19 protein-coding genes and 1 pseudogene are annotated in these 15093 nt (G+C 72.0%); 18 read left to right on the top strand and 2 right to left on the bottom strand.

The window, feature by feature from the left end; all coding sequences use genetic code 11:
• Positions 1-30: 30 nt before the first annotated feature.
• The 3 genes and pseudogenes from ABD329_RS48300 to ABD329_RS27600 all read left to right on the top strand — a co-directional run.
• Positions 31-402, top strand: a pseudogene (locus ABD329_RS48300) (thiamine pyrophosphate-binding protein); the annotation flags it as partial.
• Positions 403-569: 167 nt separating this feature from the next.
• On the top strand, positions 570-734 hold the full coding sequence (locus tag ABD329_RS27605; protein WP_344317062.1) for a hypothetical protein: 165 nt from the start codon (positions 570-572) through the stop codon (positions 732-734).
• A 40-nt stretch (positions 735-774) separates the two neighbouring features.
• Positions 775-1734, top strand: a complete 960-nt coding sequence (locus ABD329_RS27600; protein WP_198278370.1) for a hypothetical protein — start codon at positions 775-777, stop codon at positions 1732-1734.
• A 71-nt stretch (positions 1735-1805) separates the two neighbouring features.
• Here ABD329_RS27600 and ABD329_RS27595 read toward each other — a convergent pair whose 3' ends face one another.
• Entirely contained in the window at positions 1806-2723 is a 918-nt protein-coding gene (locus ABD329_RS27595; RefSeq protein ID WP_198278369.1) for a LysR family transcriptional regulator, read from the bottom strand.
• 128 nt (positions 2724-2851) lie between these two features.
• Here ABD329_RS27595 and ABD329_RS27590 point away from each other — a divergent pair, with 128 nt between their 5' ends.
• From ABD329_RS27590 to ABD329_RS27550, 9 genes are all read left to right on the top strand, one after another.
• Positions 2852-3259 carry a tautomerase family protein gene (locus ABD329_RS27590; RefSeq protein ID WP_198278368.1) on the top strand — a complete coding sequence of 136 codons (408 nt, stop codon included), beginning with the start codon at positions 2852-2854 and terminating at the stop codon, positions 3257-3259.
• An 82-nt stretch (positions 3260-3341) separates the two neighbouring features.
• A complete protein-coding gene (locus tag ABD329_RS27585) occupies positions 3342-3665 on the top strand; it encodes a gas vesicle protein GvpO (protein WP_198278367.1) in 324 nt (107 codons plus the stop codon).
• Positions 3666-3871: 206 nt separating this feature from the next.
• A complete protein-coding gene (gene gvpJ / locus ABD329_RS27580; RefSeq protein ID WP_164432880.1) occupies positions 3872-4252 on the top strand; it encodes a gas vesicle protein GvpJ in 381 nt (126 codons plus the stop codon).
• A 2-nt stretch (positions 4253-4254) separates the two neighbouring features.
• Positions 4255-4992: a GvpL/GvpF family gas vesicle protein gene (locus tag ABD329_RS27575; protein ID WP_198278366.1), complete on the top strand. Its 738-nt coding sequence runs from the start codon at positions 4255-4257 to the stop codon at positions 4990-4992.
• A gap of 13 nt (positions 4993-5005) precedes the next feature.
• Positions 5006-5269, top strand: a complete 264-nt coding sequence (locus ABD329_RS27570; protein WP_198278365.1) for a gas vesicle protein GvpG — start codon at positions 5006-5008, stop codon at positions 5267-5269.
• A 14-nt stretch (positions 5270-5283) separates the two neighbouring features.
• Complete coding sequence (locus tag ABD329_RS27565; RefSeq protein ID WP_198278373.1) at positions 5284-5658, top strand: gas vesicle protein; 375 nt, start codon at positions 5284-5286, stop codon at positions 5656-5658.
• Positions 5655-6554 (top strand): GvpL/GvpF family gas vesicle protein, encoded by a 900-nt coding sequence (locus ABD329_RS27560; protein WP_246618619.1) that lies wholly within the window; start codon positions 5655-5657, stop codon positions 6552-6554. Before ABD329_RS27565 ends, ABD329_RS27560 begins: the two co-directional genes overlap by 4 nt.
• 292 nt (positions 6555-6846) lie before the next feature.
• Positions 6847-7056 (top strand): gas vesicle protein, encoded by a 210-nt coding sequence (locus ABD329_RS27555; protein WP_037955600.1) that lies wholly within the window; start codon positions 6847-6849, stop codon positions 7054-7056.
• Between the two features lie 17 nt (positions 7057-7073).
• Positions 7074-7433, top strand: a complete 360-nt coding sequence (locus ABD329_RS27550; RefSeq protein ID WP_198278364.1) for a gas vesicle protein K — start codon at positions 7074-7076, stop codon at positions 7431-7433.
• Between the two features lie 34 nt (positions 7434-7467).
• Here the strand turns inward: ABD329_RS27550 and ABD329_RS27545 are convergent, their stop codons facing one another.
• Positions 7468-8370: a MurR/RpiR family transcriptional regulator gene (locus ABD329_RS27545; protein ID WP_198278363.1), complete on the bottom strand. Its 903-nt coding sequence runs from the start codon at positions 8368-8370 to the stop codon at positions 7468-7470.
• 122 nt (positions 8371-8492) lie between these two features.
• On the opposite strand from ABD329_RS27545, the gene ABD329_RS27540 reads away from it, so the two are divergent.
• The 6 genes from ABD329_RS27540 to ABD329_RS27515 are packed head-to-tail and all read left to right on the top strand — an operon-like array spanning position 8493 to position 15064.
• Positions 8493-9665: a C45 family autoproteolytic acyltransferase/hydrolase gene (locus tag ABD329_RS27540; RefSeq protein WP_198278362.1), complete on the top strand. Its 1173-nt coding sequence runs from the start codon at positions 8493-8495 to the stop codon at positions 9663-9665.
• A 57-nt stretch (positions 9666-9722) separates the two neighbouring features.
• Entirely contained in the window at positions 9723-11372 is a 1650-nt protein-coding gene (locus ABD329_RS27535) for an ABC transporter substrate-binding protein (protein WP_198278361.1), read from the top strand.
• Between the two features lie 4 nt (positions 11373-11376).
• Entirely contained in the window at positions 11377-12354 is a 978-nt protein-coding gene (locus ABD329_RS27530) for an ABC transporter permease (RefSeq protein ID WP_198278360.1), read from the top strand.
• Positions 12351-13202 (top strand): ABC transporter permease, encoded by an 852-nt coding sequence (locus ABD329_RS27525; RefSeq protein ID WP_198278359.1) that lies wholly within the window; start codon positions 12351-12353, stop codon positions 13200-13202. Before ABD329_RS27530 ends, ABD329_RS27525 begins: the two co-directional genes overlap by 4 nt.
• Positions 13203-13208: 6 nt before the next feature.
• Positions 13209-14210, top strand: coding sequence for an ABC transporter ATP-binding protein (locus tag ABD329_RS27520; RefSeq protein WP_344317061.1), 1002 nt, complete (start codon positions 13209-13211; stop codon positions 14208-14210).
• On the top strand, positions 14207-15064 hold the full coding sequence (locus tag ABD329_RS27515; protein WP_198277045.1) for an ABC transporter ATP-binding protein: 858 nt from the start codon (positions 14207-14209) through the stop codon (positions 15062-15064). The genes ABD329_RS27520 and ABD329_RS27515 overlap by 4 nt, the downstream gene beginning before the upstream one ends.
• Positions 15065-15093: the final 29 nt, after the last annotated feature.

The raw sequence follows: 15093 nt of genomic DNA, 5'->3' as shown, positions 1-15093 counted from the left end.
ATCGATCGTTCGCCTTCTCCTTGACAGCGAATGGTGAGCGAGGCAGTGTGGCAAATAAGAGAACGGTCATTCATTTTTTTAGACAGGAGAACGCTTGTGGCGACAGCCAGTGGAGTCGTGCCCCGGGTCGCGCATGACGTCGCTCGCGCGCTGAAGGACAGCGGCGTCGACCGGGTCTTCCTGATCACCGGCGGCGATCTGTGGCTCTGGCGCGCCCTGCGCGATCACGGCATCGAGATGTGCCTGGCCCGCAGCGGGGCCGCGTCCGTGGTGATGGCCGACGCCTACGCCCGGGTCACCGGCAGGCCCGCCGTCGTATACGGGCAGTGGGGGCCGGGAGCGGCGAACGTCGCCGCCGCGCTCGCGGACGCCCGGTGGGCCCACAGCCCGCTCGTGGCGCTCACCAGCACCGTCTCGACGCGGGTCGAGTACAAATACGAGTACCAGGAGCTCGACCAGCCGCCCATGTTCCAGTCGGTGACGAAATGGCAGGCACGGGTCACGCGGGCGGACCGTGCCGGGGAACTCGTCGCCCAGGCGTTGCGCGTCGCGGGCTCGCGTCATCGCTGGTGGGGCGGCGTGTCATTCCCGTCGGGCTGTACCGCCGGGCCAAGGAGACGATCGGCGACCCGGGCATCGTCGACGTCACCGTGCTGATGGGCTGGTTCACCGGTGTGTCGCTGACCCTCGCCGCCTTCGACGTGCCGTCGAACGCGGTCGGCCTGGACCAGTGAGAACCGGAGGAAGGATCAACCCACGGAGAAAGGTAGGACCATGGAATCCGCAACCCTGCGCACCGTCGCCGAGTTCCCCGAGCACTCCTTCCTGGAGAACCTCGCGGTGCGAAGCGACAACTCGATCGTCGTGACGTCGCTCAACCACAAGCAGCTGTGGCTGATCCCGGCCTCCGGTACGGCGGACACCCCGGTCGAGCCGATCCTCCTGCACACCTACGACCACCTCGTCTCGGCGGTCGTGGAGACCGAGCCGGATGTGTTCCACGTGGCCCTCAGCGACGGGTACACCACACACGCGTCGTATCTGAGCCGGGTCGATCTGCGTGGCCGGGCACCCGGCGCCGCCCCCGCGATCGAGACGGTCCTCACCTTCGACTCCCGGGTGCGGGCCCTGAACGGGGGCTGCCGGATCGCCCCGGGCGTCCTGCTGCTGGCCGACTGCTTCGGCGGCTTCGTCTGGCGGGTCGATCTCTCCGCCACCGGTGGCCCGGCGACCTCCGACGTCTGGCTCGCCCACCCGAGCATGGAGCACGACCCGCGCAGCACCATGAGGCCGCCGCAGCCGGGCGTCAACGGGGTGCGCTACGCGGAGCGGACCCATCACCTGTACTACACCTCCACGGCGCAGCGGTTGTTCATGCGGGTGCCGGTCGACCCCGACACCCTCGATCCGGCCGGGGCGCCGGAGCAAGTCGGCGGTGGCACGATGGCCGACGACTTCTGCCTCGACGAGGACGCGGGCGTCGCCTACGTCACGACACACCGTCAGAACACCCTCGACCGCGTGCGGCTGGACGGGCCGCCGGACCAGCCCCGGGACATCGTCCTCGGCGACCCCCTGGACCTGCGGCTCCTGGGGCCGTCGAGCATCGCCTGGGGCCGCGGCCCGGGTGAGTACGGACGCGTGGCCTACCTCATCACCGACGGCGGGACCACCGCCCCTCCGGACGGCGGTGCGCGCCGCTCGAAGGTCCTGCGCATGGAGCTCGCGCGGTAAAGGCCGTCGTAAGGTTGAGCCGCCGTAAGCCTGGGCCGCGGTAAGCCTGGGCTGCCGTAAGCCGTGCGCCGTCAGCCGGGGTCGTCGGCCAGTTCGGCGGCCTCCTGCCGCAGAACGTGCGCCACCGCGTTCGCCGACGCCGTGGCGGGGTTCGGCGCGTGCACGAGGCTGACGCGTCGCCACTCCTCCGCCACGCCCTCGACGGCGACCAGACGCACACCGGGCGGGACGGCGGGAAGCAGCGCCGGTGGGGCCGTGGTGATGCCCGCCCCGGCCGCCACCAGGTGAAGCTTCGTCAGCCAGTCGCGGACGGTGTGGCGCACCCGGGGCCGCCCCGGCAGCCCTGGCCAGACGCCGAGCAGTGGCTCCTCCGCGGCGGCCGGGCTGGCGATCCACGGCTCGCCCGCGAGCTCCTCGGCCGTGACGCTGTCGCGTCCGGCGAACCGGCCGCCCGCCGCCACCGCCACGGTCAGCCGGGTCTCGAACAGCGGCTCCGCACGCAGCGGCGGGGCGTCGGTGTCGGGGGAGCGGTGGGGTGGTCTGGAGGACACCAGGGCGATGTCGAGCGTGCCGGTCCGCAGCGCCCGTACCAGCGACGGGGTGGTGCCCTCGCGTGTGCTCACCCGGATCCGGGGGTGCTCCCGCCGCAGGGTCGCCAGGGCGCGGGCCACGATCACCGCTCCGGCGGTGGGGAAGAAGCCGAGCCGGACCGGGCCGTCCGCCGCGTCACCCCCGCGCAACTCCCGGTCGGCCGCGTCGAGCGCGTCCAGCGCGACCACGGCGTGCCGCAGCAGGGCGCGCCCCTCGGTGGTCAGCCGCACACCGCCGGGGTGGCGGTCGAAGAGCCGGGCACCGGCGGCCTGTTCCAGCGCGGCCACCTGCCGGGAGACGGCGGACTGGGTGTATCCGAGCGTCTCCGCCGCGGCGGTGATCGTGCCCCGCTCCGCCACCTCGCGCAGCACCCGCAATCCGACCAGGGTCATGTCCATGAGCGCACGTCCATGCGCGTGTCTTCCATGCGTGCACAGCATACCGGCCATGCCAGACATTCGTTGGCGGAATGTCATCGGGTTTCCTGGCGTGGTGCGCACACCACAGCAGAACGGAACGACACACCATGCCTCTGGTCAACATCTATCTGCGCGAGGGCACCACTCCGGAGTACCGCCGGAATGTCTCGCTGGGCATCCACCGGTCGATGGTGGACGTCCTGAAGGTGCCGCAGGACGACCAGTTCCACCTCATCCACGAGCTCAAGCCCGAGAACGTCCAGACGCAGCCGGTGTTCTTCGGCATCCGCCGCGGCGACCACACGATGTTCATCCAGCTCTTCTTCAACAACCGCGACCCCCAGCAGAAGGAGGAGCTGTTCGCGGCCATCCGCGGGAACCTCCGGCTGTACGCGGACGTCCCCGAGGAGGACATCCTCCTGTGCGTGGTCGAGACGAACAGCGAGAACTGGTGGGCGGCCGGGCGGACCGTCAACCCCCGGACGGGCTTCGACGAACGCATGAGCATCGATTGACTATGAATTCAGCCCGTCCGGCGAGGGCGCCGCTTTGGGGATCCGCGCACCACGCACCCACAGGACTTGGCACCGTAGGACCATGACGAGCATTGACCCGGACACACCATCCACGGACACCTCCGAGACCACCGAGCAGCCGCGCCGCGTACCCGTGGCGCAGGCCATGCGGGGCGCCGCCCGGCAGTTGGGGGAGTTGTTGGGCACCGCGCCGGAGGCGGTTTCCGCGATGCAGCCCACGCCGGACGGCTGGGTGGCCGATGTGGAGGTCGTGGAGCTGGAGCGGGTGCCCGAGACCATGACCATCATGGCCACCTACCGTGTGACCCTCGACTCACAGGGGCAGCTCCTCGGCTATGAGCGGCAACACCGCTACGCCCGCGGTCAGCTCGACCGCGGACGTTAGACACCGGAGCCGGACCAGGCACGGCCGTTTTTTTGCCGGGTTTCCTCCCACGGCCCCGCGCCATGGCTATCGCCGGCGCGGGGCCGTTCCACGTCCGCGCGCCATCTGTTGCCCGCGCCCACATCGGTGAACGCCCCCGCCACCGCGCCCGTATCAGACGCGGACAGGCGACCGAGCGCGACCGAGAGGAAGCACACGTGACCGTGATGACGCAGACCGGCGGGCTGCCTGCCACCGCATCGACCGGTTCGGGGACCGGAAGCCTCTTCGACATCCTCGAACTCATCCTGGACCGTGGCCTCGTCATCGACGTGTTCATCCGGGTCTCCCTCGTCGGCATCGAGATCTTGAAGATAGACATCCGGATCGTGATCGCCAGCGTGGACACATATCTGCGCTTCGCCGAGGCGTGCAACCGCCTCGACCTGGAATCTGGCCGCAAGGCCCCGGACAAGCTGAGCGACATCGTCGGCAACATCGTCGAGGGCGGCGCCCGGGGCAAGACCGAGGGGGCGATCAGCGGCGCCCTCGGGGCCATCGGCGATGTCTTCGACCGCGATCGCGACCGCGACGACGAGGACAGGTGATCATGTCGAACACGTCCCCGTCCCCGTCCCTCTACATCTACGCGATCACCGGGTCCGATCATCCACTGCGACTGGCGGGGCTCCGGGCCGTGGGCGGCGTGTCCGGCGCCCTGCGCGCGGTCACCGGCGGGCCGTTGGCCTGCGTGGTGAGCGCGGCGCCGCCGGACCTGCGCCCCAAGCGCCGTGATCTCGCCGCCCACCAGGAGGTCCAGGAGCGGCTGATGGCGGACGGCGCGGTGCTTCCGATGCGGTTCGGCATGCTCGCGCCCGACGACGCCGCGGTGACGGCGGCGCTGGACGGCAAGCGCGCCGAATACGTCCGCAGGCTCGAGGAGTTGCACGCCACCGCCGAGTTCAACCTGAAGGCGGCCCGCTCGCAGGACGATCTGCTGCGGGAGGTGCTCACCGAGTCCGACGACGCCCGGCGCCTCAACGAACGCACCCGCGACGGCGGCGGCACCTACGCGGACCGGGTGGCCCTCGGCGAGCTGGTGGCACATCAACTGAACGCGCGACAGCGGCTGTTGGCCGAGCAGGTCGTCGGGCGGCTGTCCGAGATGGCCCGCGGCAACGTGGTGGCGTCCCCGGCCGGGGAGGACTTCCTCAACGCCTCGTTCCTGGTGGAGCGGGGGCGCGCCGAGGAGTTCTCCCGGGCCGCGCGACAGCTCGCGCAGGGCTACGGAGAGGGCTACGACTTCCGGCTGCGCGGCCCCCTGCCGCCGTACAGCTTCGTGGCCTGAGGACGGGAGCGCCATGGGACTGCTGACCGGGCTGCTCACCTTTCCGCTGGCGCCGGTGCGCGCCACCGTCTGGGCCGCCGAGCAGATCGCCGCGGTCGCCGAGCGCGAGTACTACGACCCGGCGCCGGTCCGGCGCGCCCTCGCCGAACTGGAACAGGACCTGCTGGCCGGGCGGATCGACGAGGACACCTACGACCGCCGCGAGGACGAGTTGCTCGACCGGCTGGCACAGCTGGAACGCAGGGAACGGCCGGACGAGCGGAGACGAGCCCCGTGACGACGACAGAACCGATGGCGGGCAGGCTGGGCCCGCCACGCCTGCCCGCCACCCCGTACGGCCAGGGCGCCGAGGCCGCCCCGTCGCTCGCCGACATCCTGGAGCGGGTGCTGGACAAGGGCGTGGTGATCGCGGGTGACATCCGCATCAACCTGCTGGACATCGAGCTGCTCACCATCAAGCTCCGGCTGCTCGTCGCCTCCGTCGACAAGGCGAAGGAGATGGGCATCGACTGGTGGGAGCACGATCCGTCGCTGTCCTCCCGCGCCCGCACCCGGGCCGTACAGGACGACGACGTGGAGCGGTCCCTCACCGAGGAGAACGCCCGGCTGCGCGCCGAGATCGCGGCGCTGCGGGCACGGGCCGAGGACAGGAGCGTGGACGGTTGACCGAGAGCGCACGGCGACAGCACATGGTGTACGCCTACGCGGTGCTGCGCCCCACCCCGGAGGCCGCGCGGGCGGTGGCCACGCTGCGCGGGGTGGCGGACGAGCAGGTGGGGCTCGTGGAGACGGGGGACCTGGCCGCGGCCGTGGGCCCGGTCCCGGCCGAGGAGTTCGAGGAGCGCGCGCTGCGGGCGGGCCTGGAGGAGCTGCCCCGGCTGGAGGCGCTGGCCCGCGGCCACCACGGGGTGGTGGCGGGGCTGGCCCCGCTGGGCGCCGTACTGCCGCTGCGGCTGGCCACCGTCTACCGGGACGAGGACCGGGTGCGGCGGGTCCTCCAGGAGCGCCGCGACCAGTTCCTGCCGCTGCTGGAACGGCTCGCCGGACATGTCGAATGGGGCGTCAAGGTCTACACCGACCCCACGGACTCCCTGGCGGGGGACGCGGCGGTGGCCGCCGACGCCATGGGCGGTGACGCCATGGGCGGGGTGGCCACGGGCAGGGAGGAGTCCCTCAGCCCGGGACGGGCCTATCTCGCCGCCCGCCGTCGGCGCCGACGCGGCGCCGAGGAAGTCTGGCAGACAGCGGCGCGTACGGCCGCGCGCATCGCCGAGGAGGCCGGGGGCCTGGCGGTGGGCAGGGTCGCCCATCGGCCGCAGCGCGGCGAACTCGCCCAGGTGGCCGGAGGCGAGACGGCCGGTGGCGGGAAGCCCGGTGGCGAGAACATCGCCAACGACGCGTATCTGGTGGCCGCCGACCGCGCCGAGGAGTTCCGCGCCCGCGTCCTGGCCGCCGCCGAGGGGCGGCCCGGGGTGCGCGTCGAGGTGACCGGGCCCTGGGCGCCGTACTCCTTCGCCCTTCCACCCGAGCCCGAGCCGGTCGCCCGGCCGGAGCCGGTATGAGCGGGTGCTGGGCGAGGCCGGTGTGAGTGGCGCACTGGGCGAGGCCCGTATGAGTGGCGCACCGGGTGAGGCGCGTATGAGTGGCGCACCGGGCGAGGCCGGTGTGAGCGATGCACCGGGCGAGGCGCGTATGAGTGGCGCACCGGGCGAGGCGCGTATGAGTGGCGCACCGGGCGAGATCCGTATGAGTGGCGCACCGGGTGAGGCCCGTATGAGCGGCGCACCGGGCGAGGCCCGTATGAGCGGCGCACCGGGCGAGATCCGTATGAGTGGCGCACCGGGTGAGGCCCGTATGAGTGGCGCGTTGGACGAGGAGGACGCACGGGCGCTCGCGGGCCGCGAGGTCGCCCTGATCGACCTGCTGGACCGGCTGCTCCAGGGCGGGGTCGTGCTCGCCGGGGACCTCGTCCTGTCCATCGCCGACGTCGATCTCGTACGGATCGACCTGCGCGCGGTCATCGCTCCGGTCGATGCCGAACACCCCGCCCCCCTGCTGCCCTGACGAGAGGAGACCCGCGCATGTCAGCCCCCTCCGGTGCCGCCGCCCAACGGCTGCGCACCGACCCGGACACCGTCGAGCGCGATCTGGCCAAGCTGGTGCTGACCGTGGTCGAGCTGCTGCGCCAGCTGATGGAGCGCCAGGCGCTCCACCGCGTCGACAAGGGCGATCTGACGGAGGAGCAGGAGGAGCGCGTCGGCATGACGCTGATGATCCTCCAGCGGCGCATGGAGGAGATGTGCGACCGTCACGGCCTGCGGATGGCGGACCTCAACCTCGACCTCGGCCCGCTCGGCACCCTGCTCTCCCCGGCGAGCGCCCCGGCGGGCTCCCCGGCGGGCTCCCCGGCGGGCTCCCCGGCGGGTCCACCCTCCCGGTGAGCAGCCCCATGCGCCGTCGCGGTCGCACCCCCGCTCAGCTCTTGCGCGACCGCGGCTCCGGCCGGTCGAGCAACTGCCCCCGCAACACGGTGAGTTGGTGAGACGCCTCGACCGCCCGGGCCTCGTCCAGGGAGGCGAGCGCCAGCACGAGGGTGTCCATGACGACGATCCCCGCCAGGGATTCCGCGGTGATGCCGGTGGGCGTGTGGGGGGCGCTGATCACCACATCGGCATGGGTGGCCAACGGCCCCGTGGGGACGTCGGTGACCAGCACCACGCCCGCGCCGACCGCCCGCGCCCGATCCGTGAGCACGGTGAACTCCCGCAGCCGTCGGCCGGGATGGAGGATCACCACCGCGTCCCCCCGGCCGAGGCTCAGCAGTTCGTCGGCCATGGTGAAGCCCGTGGCGCCGACGAACCGCGCCCGGCGACCGGCCCGGCGCAGCTTCAGCACCAGATGCCGGGCGGCGAGCTCCGATGCGCCGACGCCGTAGGCGACCACCTCACGCGCGTCCGCCAGCGTTTGCACCGCTTGCTTCAGCACATCCGTCTCCAGTAGCCGGCGGCACTGGTCGAGGCGCTCGGCGGCCTCGTCGAAGACCCGGTCCTTGATCTCGTCCAGATCGTGGCCGACGCGGGCGATGCGCTGCTTGAGCCGCTCCTCGGGGGCGGTCTCGGAGGTGAAGCCGGCGGCCAGCTCCCTCTTGAGCGCGGGCAGCCCGGCGTAGCCGAGGCGCTGGAGGGCGCGGACGACGGTGGCGTTGCTCGTGCCACTGGCCGCGCCCAGCTCCTGTGCGCTCGCGAAGAGAAGATTCTCCGGCGGGGTGCTCACCAGATACTGGGCCACCACTCGCTCGGAAGCGGACAGCTCACCCCACATGTCCCGGACCGCGGCGGCCAGCCGTGTCGTCCCGGTAACGCTCTTCGGTTCGCTCATTACAGCTATTGACTTCCCTGTGGTGGACATTACTATCTGGGCTCATCGTTCCAGGAACGCTGATTTCTGAAACAAACATTACAGCCCCTCGTGGGCTCCGGGCCTCAGGACACAGGAGTGCCATGTCAGCCGCCACCATCCCCACCGTCGAGATCTCGGGCCCGCCGGCCGAGCGCGGCCGCCAGTACGGCGAGGCGGCGCGCGATCGAATCGGCAAGGCGCTCGCCTACTACGAGGAGGCGTTCGGCGAATCCTCGGGGCTCACCTGGGACCAGGTCACCGCGCGCGCCGAGCGCTGGCTGGAGCCGGTGCGCGCCTACGCCCCCGAGCTCGTCGAGGAGATGGACGGGATCGCCGCGGGAGCGGGTGTCGGACTCCTGGACGTGCTCGCGCTCAACGCCCGCGGCGAGATCATCTACGACCAGACCTTCGCCCGGATGCGGGCCCGGGCGGACGCCGCCGCGGACGTCACGGGCGACCGGGAGGTGACCGACGGCTGTACGTCCTTCGCCGTACTGGGTGAGGCGAGCGGGGACGGCCACGTCTACTGCGGCCAGAACTGGGACTGGCGGGCGGGCGTCGCGGACACCGTCCTGATGCTCCGGATCGTCCAGCCCCCGCACCCCACCGTGATCATGCAGGTGGAGGCCGGGCAGATCGGCCGCCAGGGCGCCAACTCCGCGGGCATCGCCCTCAACGCCAACGGCCTCGGCGGCCGGTTCGACGACGCCGTGGGGCTGCCCCAGACCGTGATCCGCCGCCGGGTCCTGGACAGCCAGTCGATCAGCGACGCGGTCGACGTCCTGTGCCGCACCCGCGGCCACATCGCCAGCAACGCCCTGCTGACCTGCCGCGAGGGCTTCGCGCTCGACCTGGAGACCACTCCGGGGGCGCACGGCTGGATGTATCCGACGCGGGGGCTGCTCGTCCACGGCAACCACTACCAGACCACCGTCCCCGTCCAGCTCGCGGCCCGCTACCGCCCCGAGTCCTCCGACTCCCTGATCCGGGTGCCCCGGGCCGAGGCCGGGCTGAGCCTGGTGCGCGAGGCCGGTGCGCCGGACGAGTCCCGCAAGCTGATCCGCCAGGCCATGTCCGACCACCTCGGCCACCCCGAGGGCCTGTGCACCCACCCCGACCCCCGGCAGCCCGAGGTCAAGTGGTGGACGACGCTGCTGTCCTCCTGCGTGGACCTGACCACCGGTGACTACCACGTGACCCCCGGAACCCCCTGCGACCACGAGTACCAGCACCTGCCCTGGAACCTCTACGACGGTCCGCACGCCCCCAACTGACGCTCACGTCCGCACGAACCGACGCTCACGTCCGCACGAACGACCAGAGAGCCTGCCATGAGAACCAAGCTCTGTACCACCGCAGTCGGCCTCGCGAGTGCCCTGCTGTTCACCGCAGGGTGCTCCGGGGCGACCTCCGGGTCCGGCGGCGCGTCCGTCGACCCCGCGAAGCTCAAGCTCACCGACACCACCCCCAAGGCATCCGGCGCGGCCACCACGGTGAACTGGCTCGTGGAGCAGGAGCCCGCCACCCTGGACATGGACGCCCAGGGCGGCAGCAGCACCCGCACCGTGATGGCCAACGTGTGCGAGCGGCTGCTCCTGCTCAGGCCCGATATGACCACCGCGCCGCGGCTGGCCGAGAAGGCCGAGTACGTCGGCGACAAGAAGCTCGTCCTCACCCTCCGCGACGACGTCACCTTCCACGACGGCGCCCGGATGACCGCCGACGACGTGGTGTGGAGCCTCAAGCGGCACGCCCGGCCGGAGGCGAACGAGTCGGACGAGTACGAGGACGTCGACACGATCGCCAAGACCGGCGCGAACGAGGTCACCGTCACCTTCGAGAAGCCGAGCGCCCTGTTCACCAAGGCCCTCGCCGGTGACGCCGGGATCATCATGGAGCGCAAGGCGGTGGAGAAGCAGGGCGACGACTTCGGCACCCCCGGCCACCCCGACGCCTGCACCGGACCGTACCGGCTGAAGAGCTGGAACTCCGGCTCCTCCCTCACCATCGAGCGCGCCGCGGACTACTGGGACAAGGGCCTCCGCCCGCTGACCAAGGAGGTCGTCTTCCGCTGGGCGTCCGGCAGCGCCCTGGTCAACTCCATCTCCACGGGCGCCGCGGACGGCGCCTATCTGACCGCCACCGGCCCCGCCGCCGTGCTGTCCAAGAAGAAGGGCGTGCACGCCTACTACGGACAGTCCACCACCGCCTGGTCGCTCAGCCCCACCAAGGGCGGTGCGCTGGGGGACGCCCGGCTGCGCAAGGCGCTGTCCCTGGCCATGGACCGCGAGGGCATCGCCAAGTCCGGCTTCAACGGCCTCGCCGAGCCGTGGGCGACGCCGGTGGGCCCCGGGGCCTGGGGCTATGAGAAGGCCGCGTTCCAGAAGGCGCAGAAGGACCTCGAGCACTCCACCGCCTACACCGTCTCGCCCTCGGCGGACGACATCGACCGGGCGAAGAAGCTGGTCGAGCGGGCCGGGGCGCCCTCGAAGCCGATCGTCGTCTCCAGCGACGGCAGCGAGAGCCAGACGGTCATCACCAACGCGGTGCGCGGCGCGGCCCAGAAGATCGGGCTGAAGGTCACCGTCAAGACCATCGCGTCGAGCCGTTACGACGAGTTCTTCTCCGACCCGGGGTCCCGGAACGGCTTCGACCTGATCCCGGTCGACTGGTACATCTCCAAGGCCGACCCGGCGGGCTTCTACGACAACGGCATATCCGGCAACGCCAACAACTGGCTCGGCTACTCGGACAAGGGCTACGACGCCCTCGTCGGCAAGGCCCAGCAGACCATCGACGACCGCGAGCGCGCGAAGCTCGTCATCGACGCGCAGACCAAGTTCGCGGACGACGCGGTGTGGATCCCGCTGGTGCAGGTGCCGTCGGTGATGGTGCTCGGCGACAAGTACACCGGCGCGCCGGCGTCCATGGTGTCGATGTACTACCCGTGGGCCGCCGACCTCGGCACGAAGAAGGGCTGACACCATGATCCGCGCACTGCCGCGGCGGATCGCCGGCCTGTTCGCCACGCTGCTCGCCGCCTCGTTCATCATCTTCGCCGCCGTCTACGCGGCCCCCGGGGACCCCGCCGTCCTCCTCTCCGGCAGCCGACAGGAGCTCACCCCGGAGAAGCTCGCGGCGGTCCGCGCGGAGCACCACCTGGACGAGCCGCTCGTCGTCCAGTACGGCCGGTGGCTGTGGGACGGCCTCCAGGGCGACCTGGGCCGGTCGTTCCAGTACCGCGACCATGTGGCCGACCTGATCGGGGCGCGGCTGCCCACCACCCTGGAGCTCGTCGCCTACGCCACGGTGTTCTTCGTGGTGCTGGGCGTCGGCTCCGGAGTGCTGGCGGCGCTGCGCCGCGGCTGGGTGGACTCGGCGGTGGTCGGCGGCACCACGCTCGCCGCCTCGGTGCCCGCCTTCGTGGCGGCCATCGCGCTGGTCTCCCTGTTCGGGGTGCGTCTCGGCTGGTTCCCGGTGACGGGCCAGGGCGAGGGGCTCACCGGGCGGCTGCACCACCTCACGCTCCCCGCGTTCGCCCTCGCCCTCAGCGCCCTCGCCGTGATCAGCCGGGTCACCCGGCAGGCCATGGCCGAGGCGTACGCCTCCGACCATGTGGAGGCGGCCCGCGCCTCCGGACAGTCGGAGCGCCAGATCGTCGTCCAGCACGTACTGCGCAACGCGCTCGGCCCGATCGTCACCATGTGCGGGCTCGTCATGGCGGGCATGCTCGCCGGAACGGTGGTGGTCGAGACCGCCTTCGGGCTCAGCGGGATCGGCTCACTGCTGGTGACCGCGATCACCACGCATGACTTCCCGGTCACCCAGGCGGTGCTGCTGCTGATGGTCATCGGCTACGTCGTGGTGACGACGCTGGTCGACCTGGTCCACCCGCTGATCGACCCCCGGGTCTCGCCCGGCGGGCAGCCGAGGGGAAGCAAGCCGGAAGGAAAGACCGCATGACGACGGTGACGGCCGGGGCGCTGATCCCGGTGCGGGTACGGGCCCGGCGCCCGATACCGGTGATGATCGCGGGCGGCTTCCTCGTCCTGGTCGTGGTGGCGGCGGTGTGCGCACCCCTGATCGCCCCGCACGCGCCCGACGCGGTCGACCTGTCCGCCTCGCTCGCGGGGACCACCTCCCAGCATCCGCTGGGCACCGACGCCTCGGGGCAGGACCTGCTCTCCCGGGTGCTGTACGGCACCCGGTCGAGCCTGCTGGCACCCCTGGTGCTGCTCGCGCTGGCCGCGCTGCTCGGCGTCACGATGGGCACGGTCGCGGCGTGGCGCGGCGGCTGGGTGGACACCCTGCTCTCCCGGGTGACCGATGTGATGTACGCCTTCCCCGGCCTGCTGTTCGTGGTCCTGGTGATCGCGGTCTTCGGCGACGGCCTCACCACGTCGATCATCGCGCTGGGGCTCGCGTACGCGCCCACCATCGCGCGGTACACCCGCAGCCTCGCCCTCGCCGAGCGCTCCAAGCCGTATATCGACGCTTATCGGGTGCAGGGCATGAGCGGGACCCGGATCTGCGTGCGCCATCTGGTGCCCAATCTGGCCGGGGCGATCGTCGGCTATCTCGTGGTGCTCTTCGGCGAGGGGCTGATGAGCCTGGCCACCCTCAGCTATCTGGGCTTCGGCGCCGGATCGCCCTCGATCGACTGGGGGCTGATGGTGCAGGAGGGGCAGGACGCCGTGGTGCAGGGCGCGCTGCTGCCGGCCCTCGTACCGGGCACGGCCATCGCCGCCGTCGTGGTGGCCTTCAACATCGTCGGGGTCTGGGTCTCGGACCGGCTGGGCAAGGGGAGGTAGGCGGCGATGCTGCTGGACATCGAGGATCTCACCATCGAGCTGCCGGCCGGTGCCGCCGCCCGGCCGATGCTCGCCGAGGTGTCGCTGAGGGTCGGCCGGGGCGAAGTGGTCGGCCTGGTGGGCGAGTCCGGCTCGGGCAAGTCCACGACGGCCCGGGCGGTGCTGCGGTTGCTCCCCGAGGGGGCGCGGGCCTCCGGCTCGGTACGGGTGGACGGCGAGGACGTGCTCGCCATGGACCCGGCCCGGCTGCGCCGGCACCGGTCCCGCACCGTCTCCATGATCTTCCAGGATCCGCGCTCCGCGATGAACCCGGTCCGCCGGATCGGCGACTTCCTCACCGATCCGCTCACCCGGGTGCTGGGCCTGTCCCGGCGCGACGCGGTGGTGAAGGCGACCGAGCTGCTGGCCTCGGTGGGGCTTTCCGAACCGGAGCGCCGGATGCGGCAGCGTCCGCACGAGCTGTCCGGCGGCATGCTCCAGCGGGTCGTGATCGCCGCCGCCCTGTCCACCGACCCCGACCTGCTCCTCGCCGACGAGGCGACGAGCGCGCTGGACGCCACCACCCAGGCGGAGGTGCTGGCCCTGCTGCGGTCCGTCCAGGAGGAGCGGCGGCGGGCCGGCAGCGGCATCGGGACGCTCTTCATCACCCACGATCTGCCGCTCGCGGCCGCCTACTGCGACCGCGTGTATGTGATGTACGCGGGCCGGGTGGTGGAGCAGCAGCCCGCCCGGGGGCTGTTCGCCGCCCCCCAACACCCCTACACCCGCGGTCTGCTGGAATGCTCGCCCAGCCTGGCGGACGACCACGAGCCGCGGCCCATCCCCGGCCGCCCGCCCTCCCTGTCCGACGCCCTCACCGGCTGCCCCTTCCTCCCGCGCTGCGCACGGGCCGAGGCGGAGTGCGAGACCTGGGCGCCGGTGGCGGTTCCGTTCGGCGGCGGTGGACTGGAGGACGGCGGCTCCGCGGCCTGCCGCCGACTGGAACTCGTATCGAGGAGCAGCGCATGACCGAGCCCGCACTCGTCGTACAGGGGCTGCGCAAGACCTACGCGCTCCCGGGCGGCGGCCGGACCACGGCCGTGGACGACGTCTCGTTCTCCGTCCCGGCGGGCGGCTCGCTGGGCATCGTCGGGGAGTCCGGCTCCGGCAAGACCACGGTGGCCCGGATCCTGGTGGACCTGGTGCGCCCGGACGCCGGGACCATCACGGTCAACGGGCGGGAGCGCACACCGGGGCGGCGGGGTGGCGGACGGCTGCTCGGCCCCGGCGCGCGCCGGGCCGCACGGCTGGGCCGCGCCCGCGAGATCCAGATCGTCTTCCAGGACCCGTACGTATCGCTCGACCCGCGCCTGACCGCGCGTCAGTGCCTGCACACCGCCCTGCGGCTGCACGGCCGGTACGAGGGGCAGGCCGCCGTCGGCCGGATCGAGGAACTGCTGGACCAGGTGGGCCTGGGCAGGCGGGAGGGCGACGCCCGCCCGCGCGGTCTGTCGGGCGGGCAGCGCCAGCGGCTGGCCATCGCCCGTGCGCTCGCCGTGGAACCCGAGGTGCTGGTGCTGGACGAGGCGGTGGCGGCGCTGGACGTGTCCATCCAGGCGCAGATCCTCCGGCTGCTCGCCGACATCCGCCGGGAGACCGGGGTGGCCCTGGTCTTCGTCAGCCATGACCTGGCCGTCGTACGCCACATCACGGACGACACGCTGGTGATGCGGCGCGGCCGCGCGGTCGAGACGGGCCCGACGGCCCGGGTGCTGGACACCCCGGAGGACCCGTACACCCGGCTGCTGCTGTCGTCGGTGCCGCACGACGGCTGGGACCCGGCGGAGACGGTACGGCTGCGCGCGGAACTCGCCGAGCTATGAGGGTGACCGTGACCGCCGAGGGCGAGACA

The organism is Streptomyces javensis, from assembly GCF_039525925.1.
GTDB lineage: Bacteria > Actinomycetota > Actinomycetes > Streptomycetales > Streptomycetaceae > Streptomyces > Streptomyces asiaticus.
The sequence above is the reverse complement of the archived record's forward strand: the minus strand, read 5'-3'. Positions and strand labels throughout refer to the sequence as shown.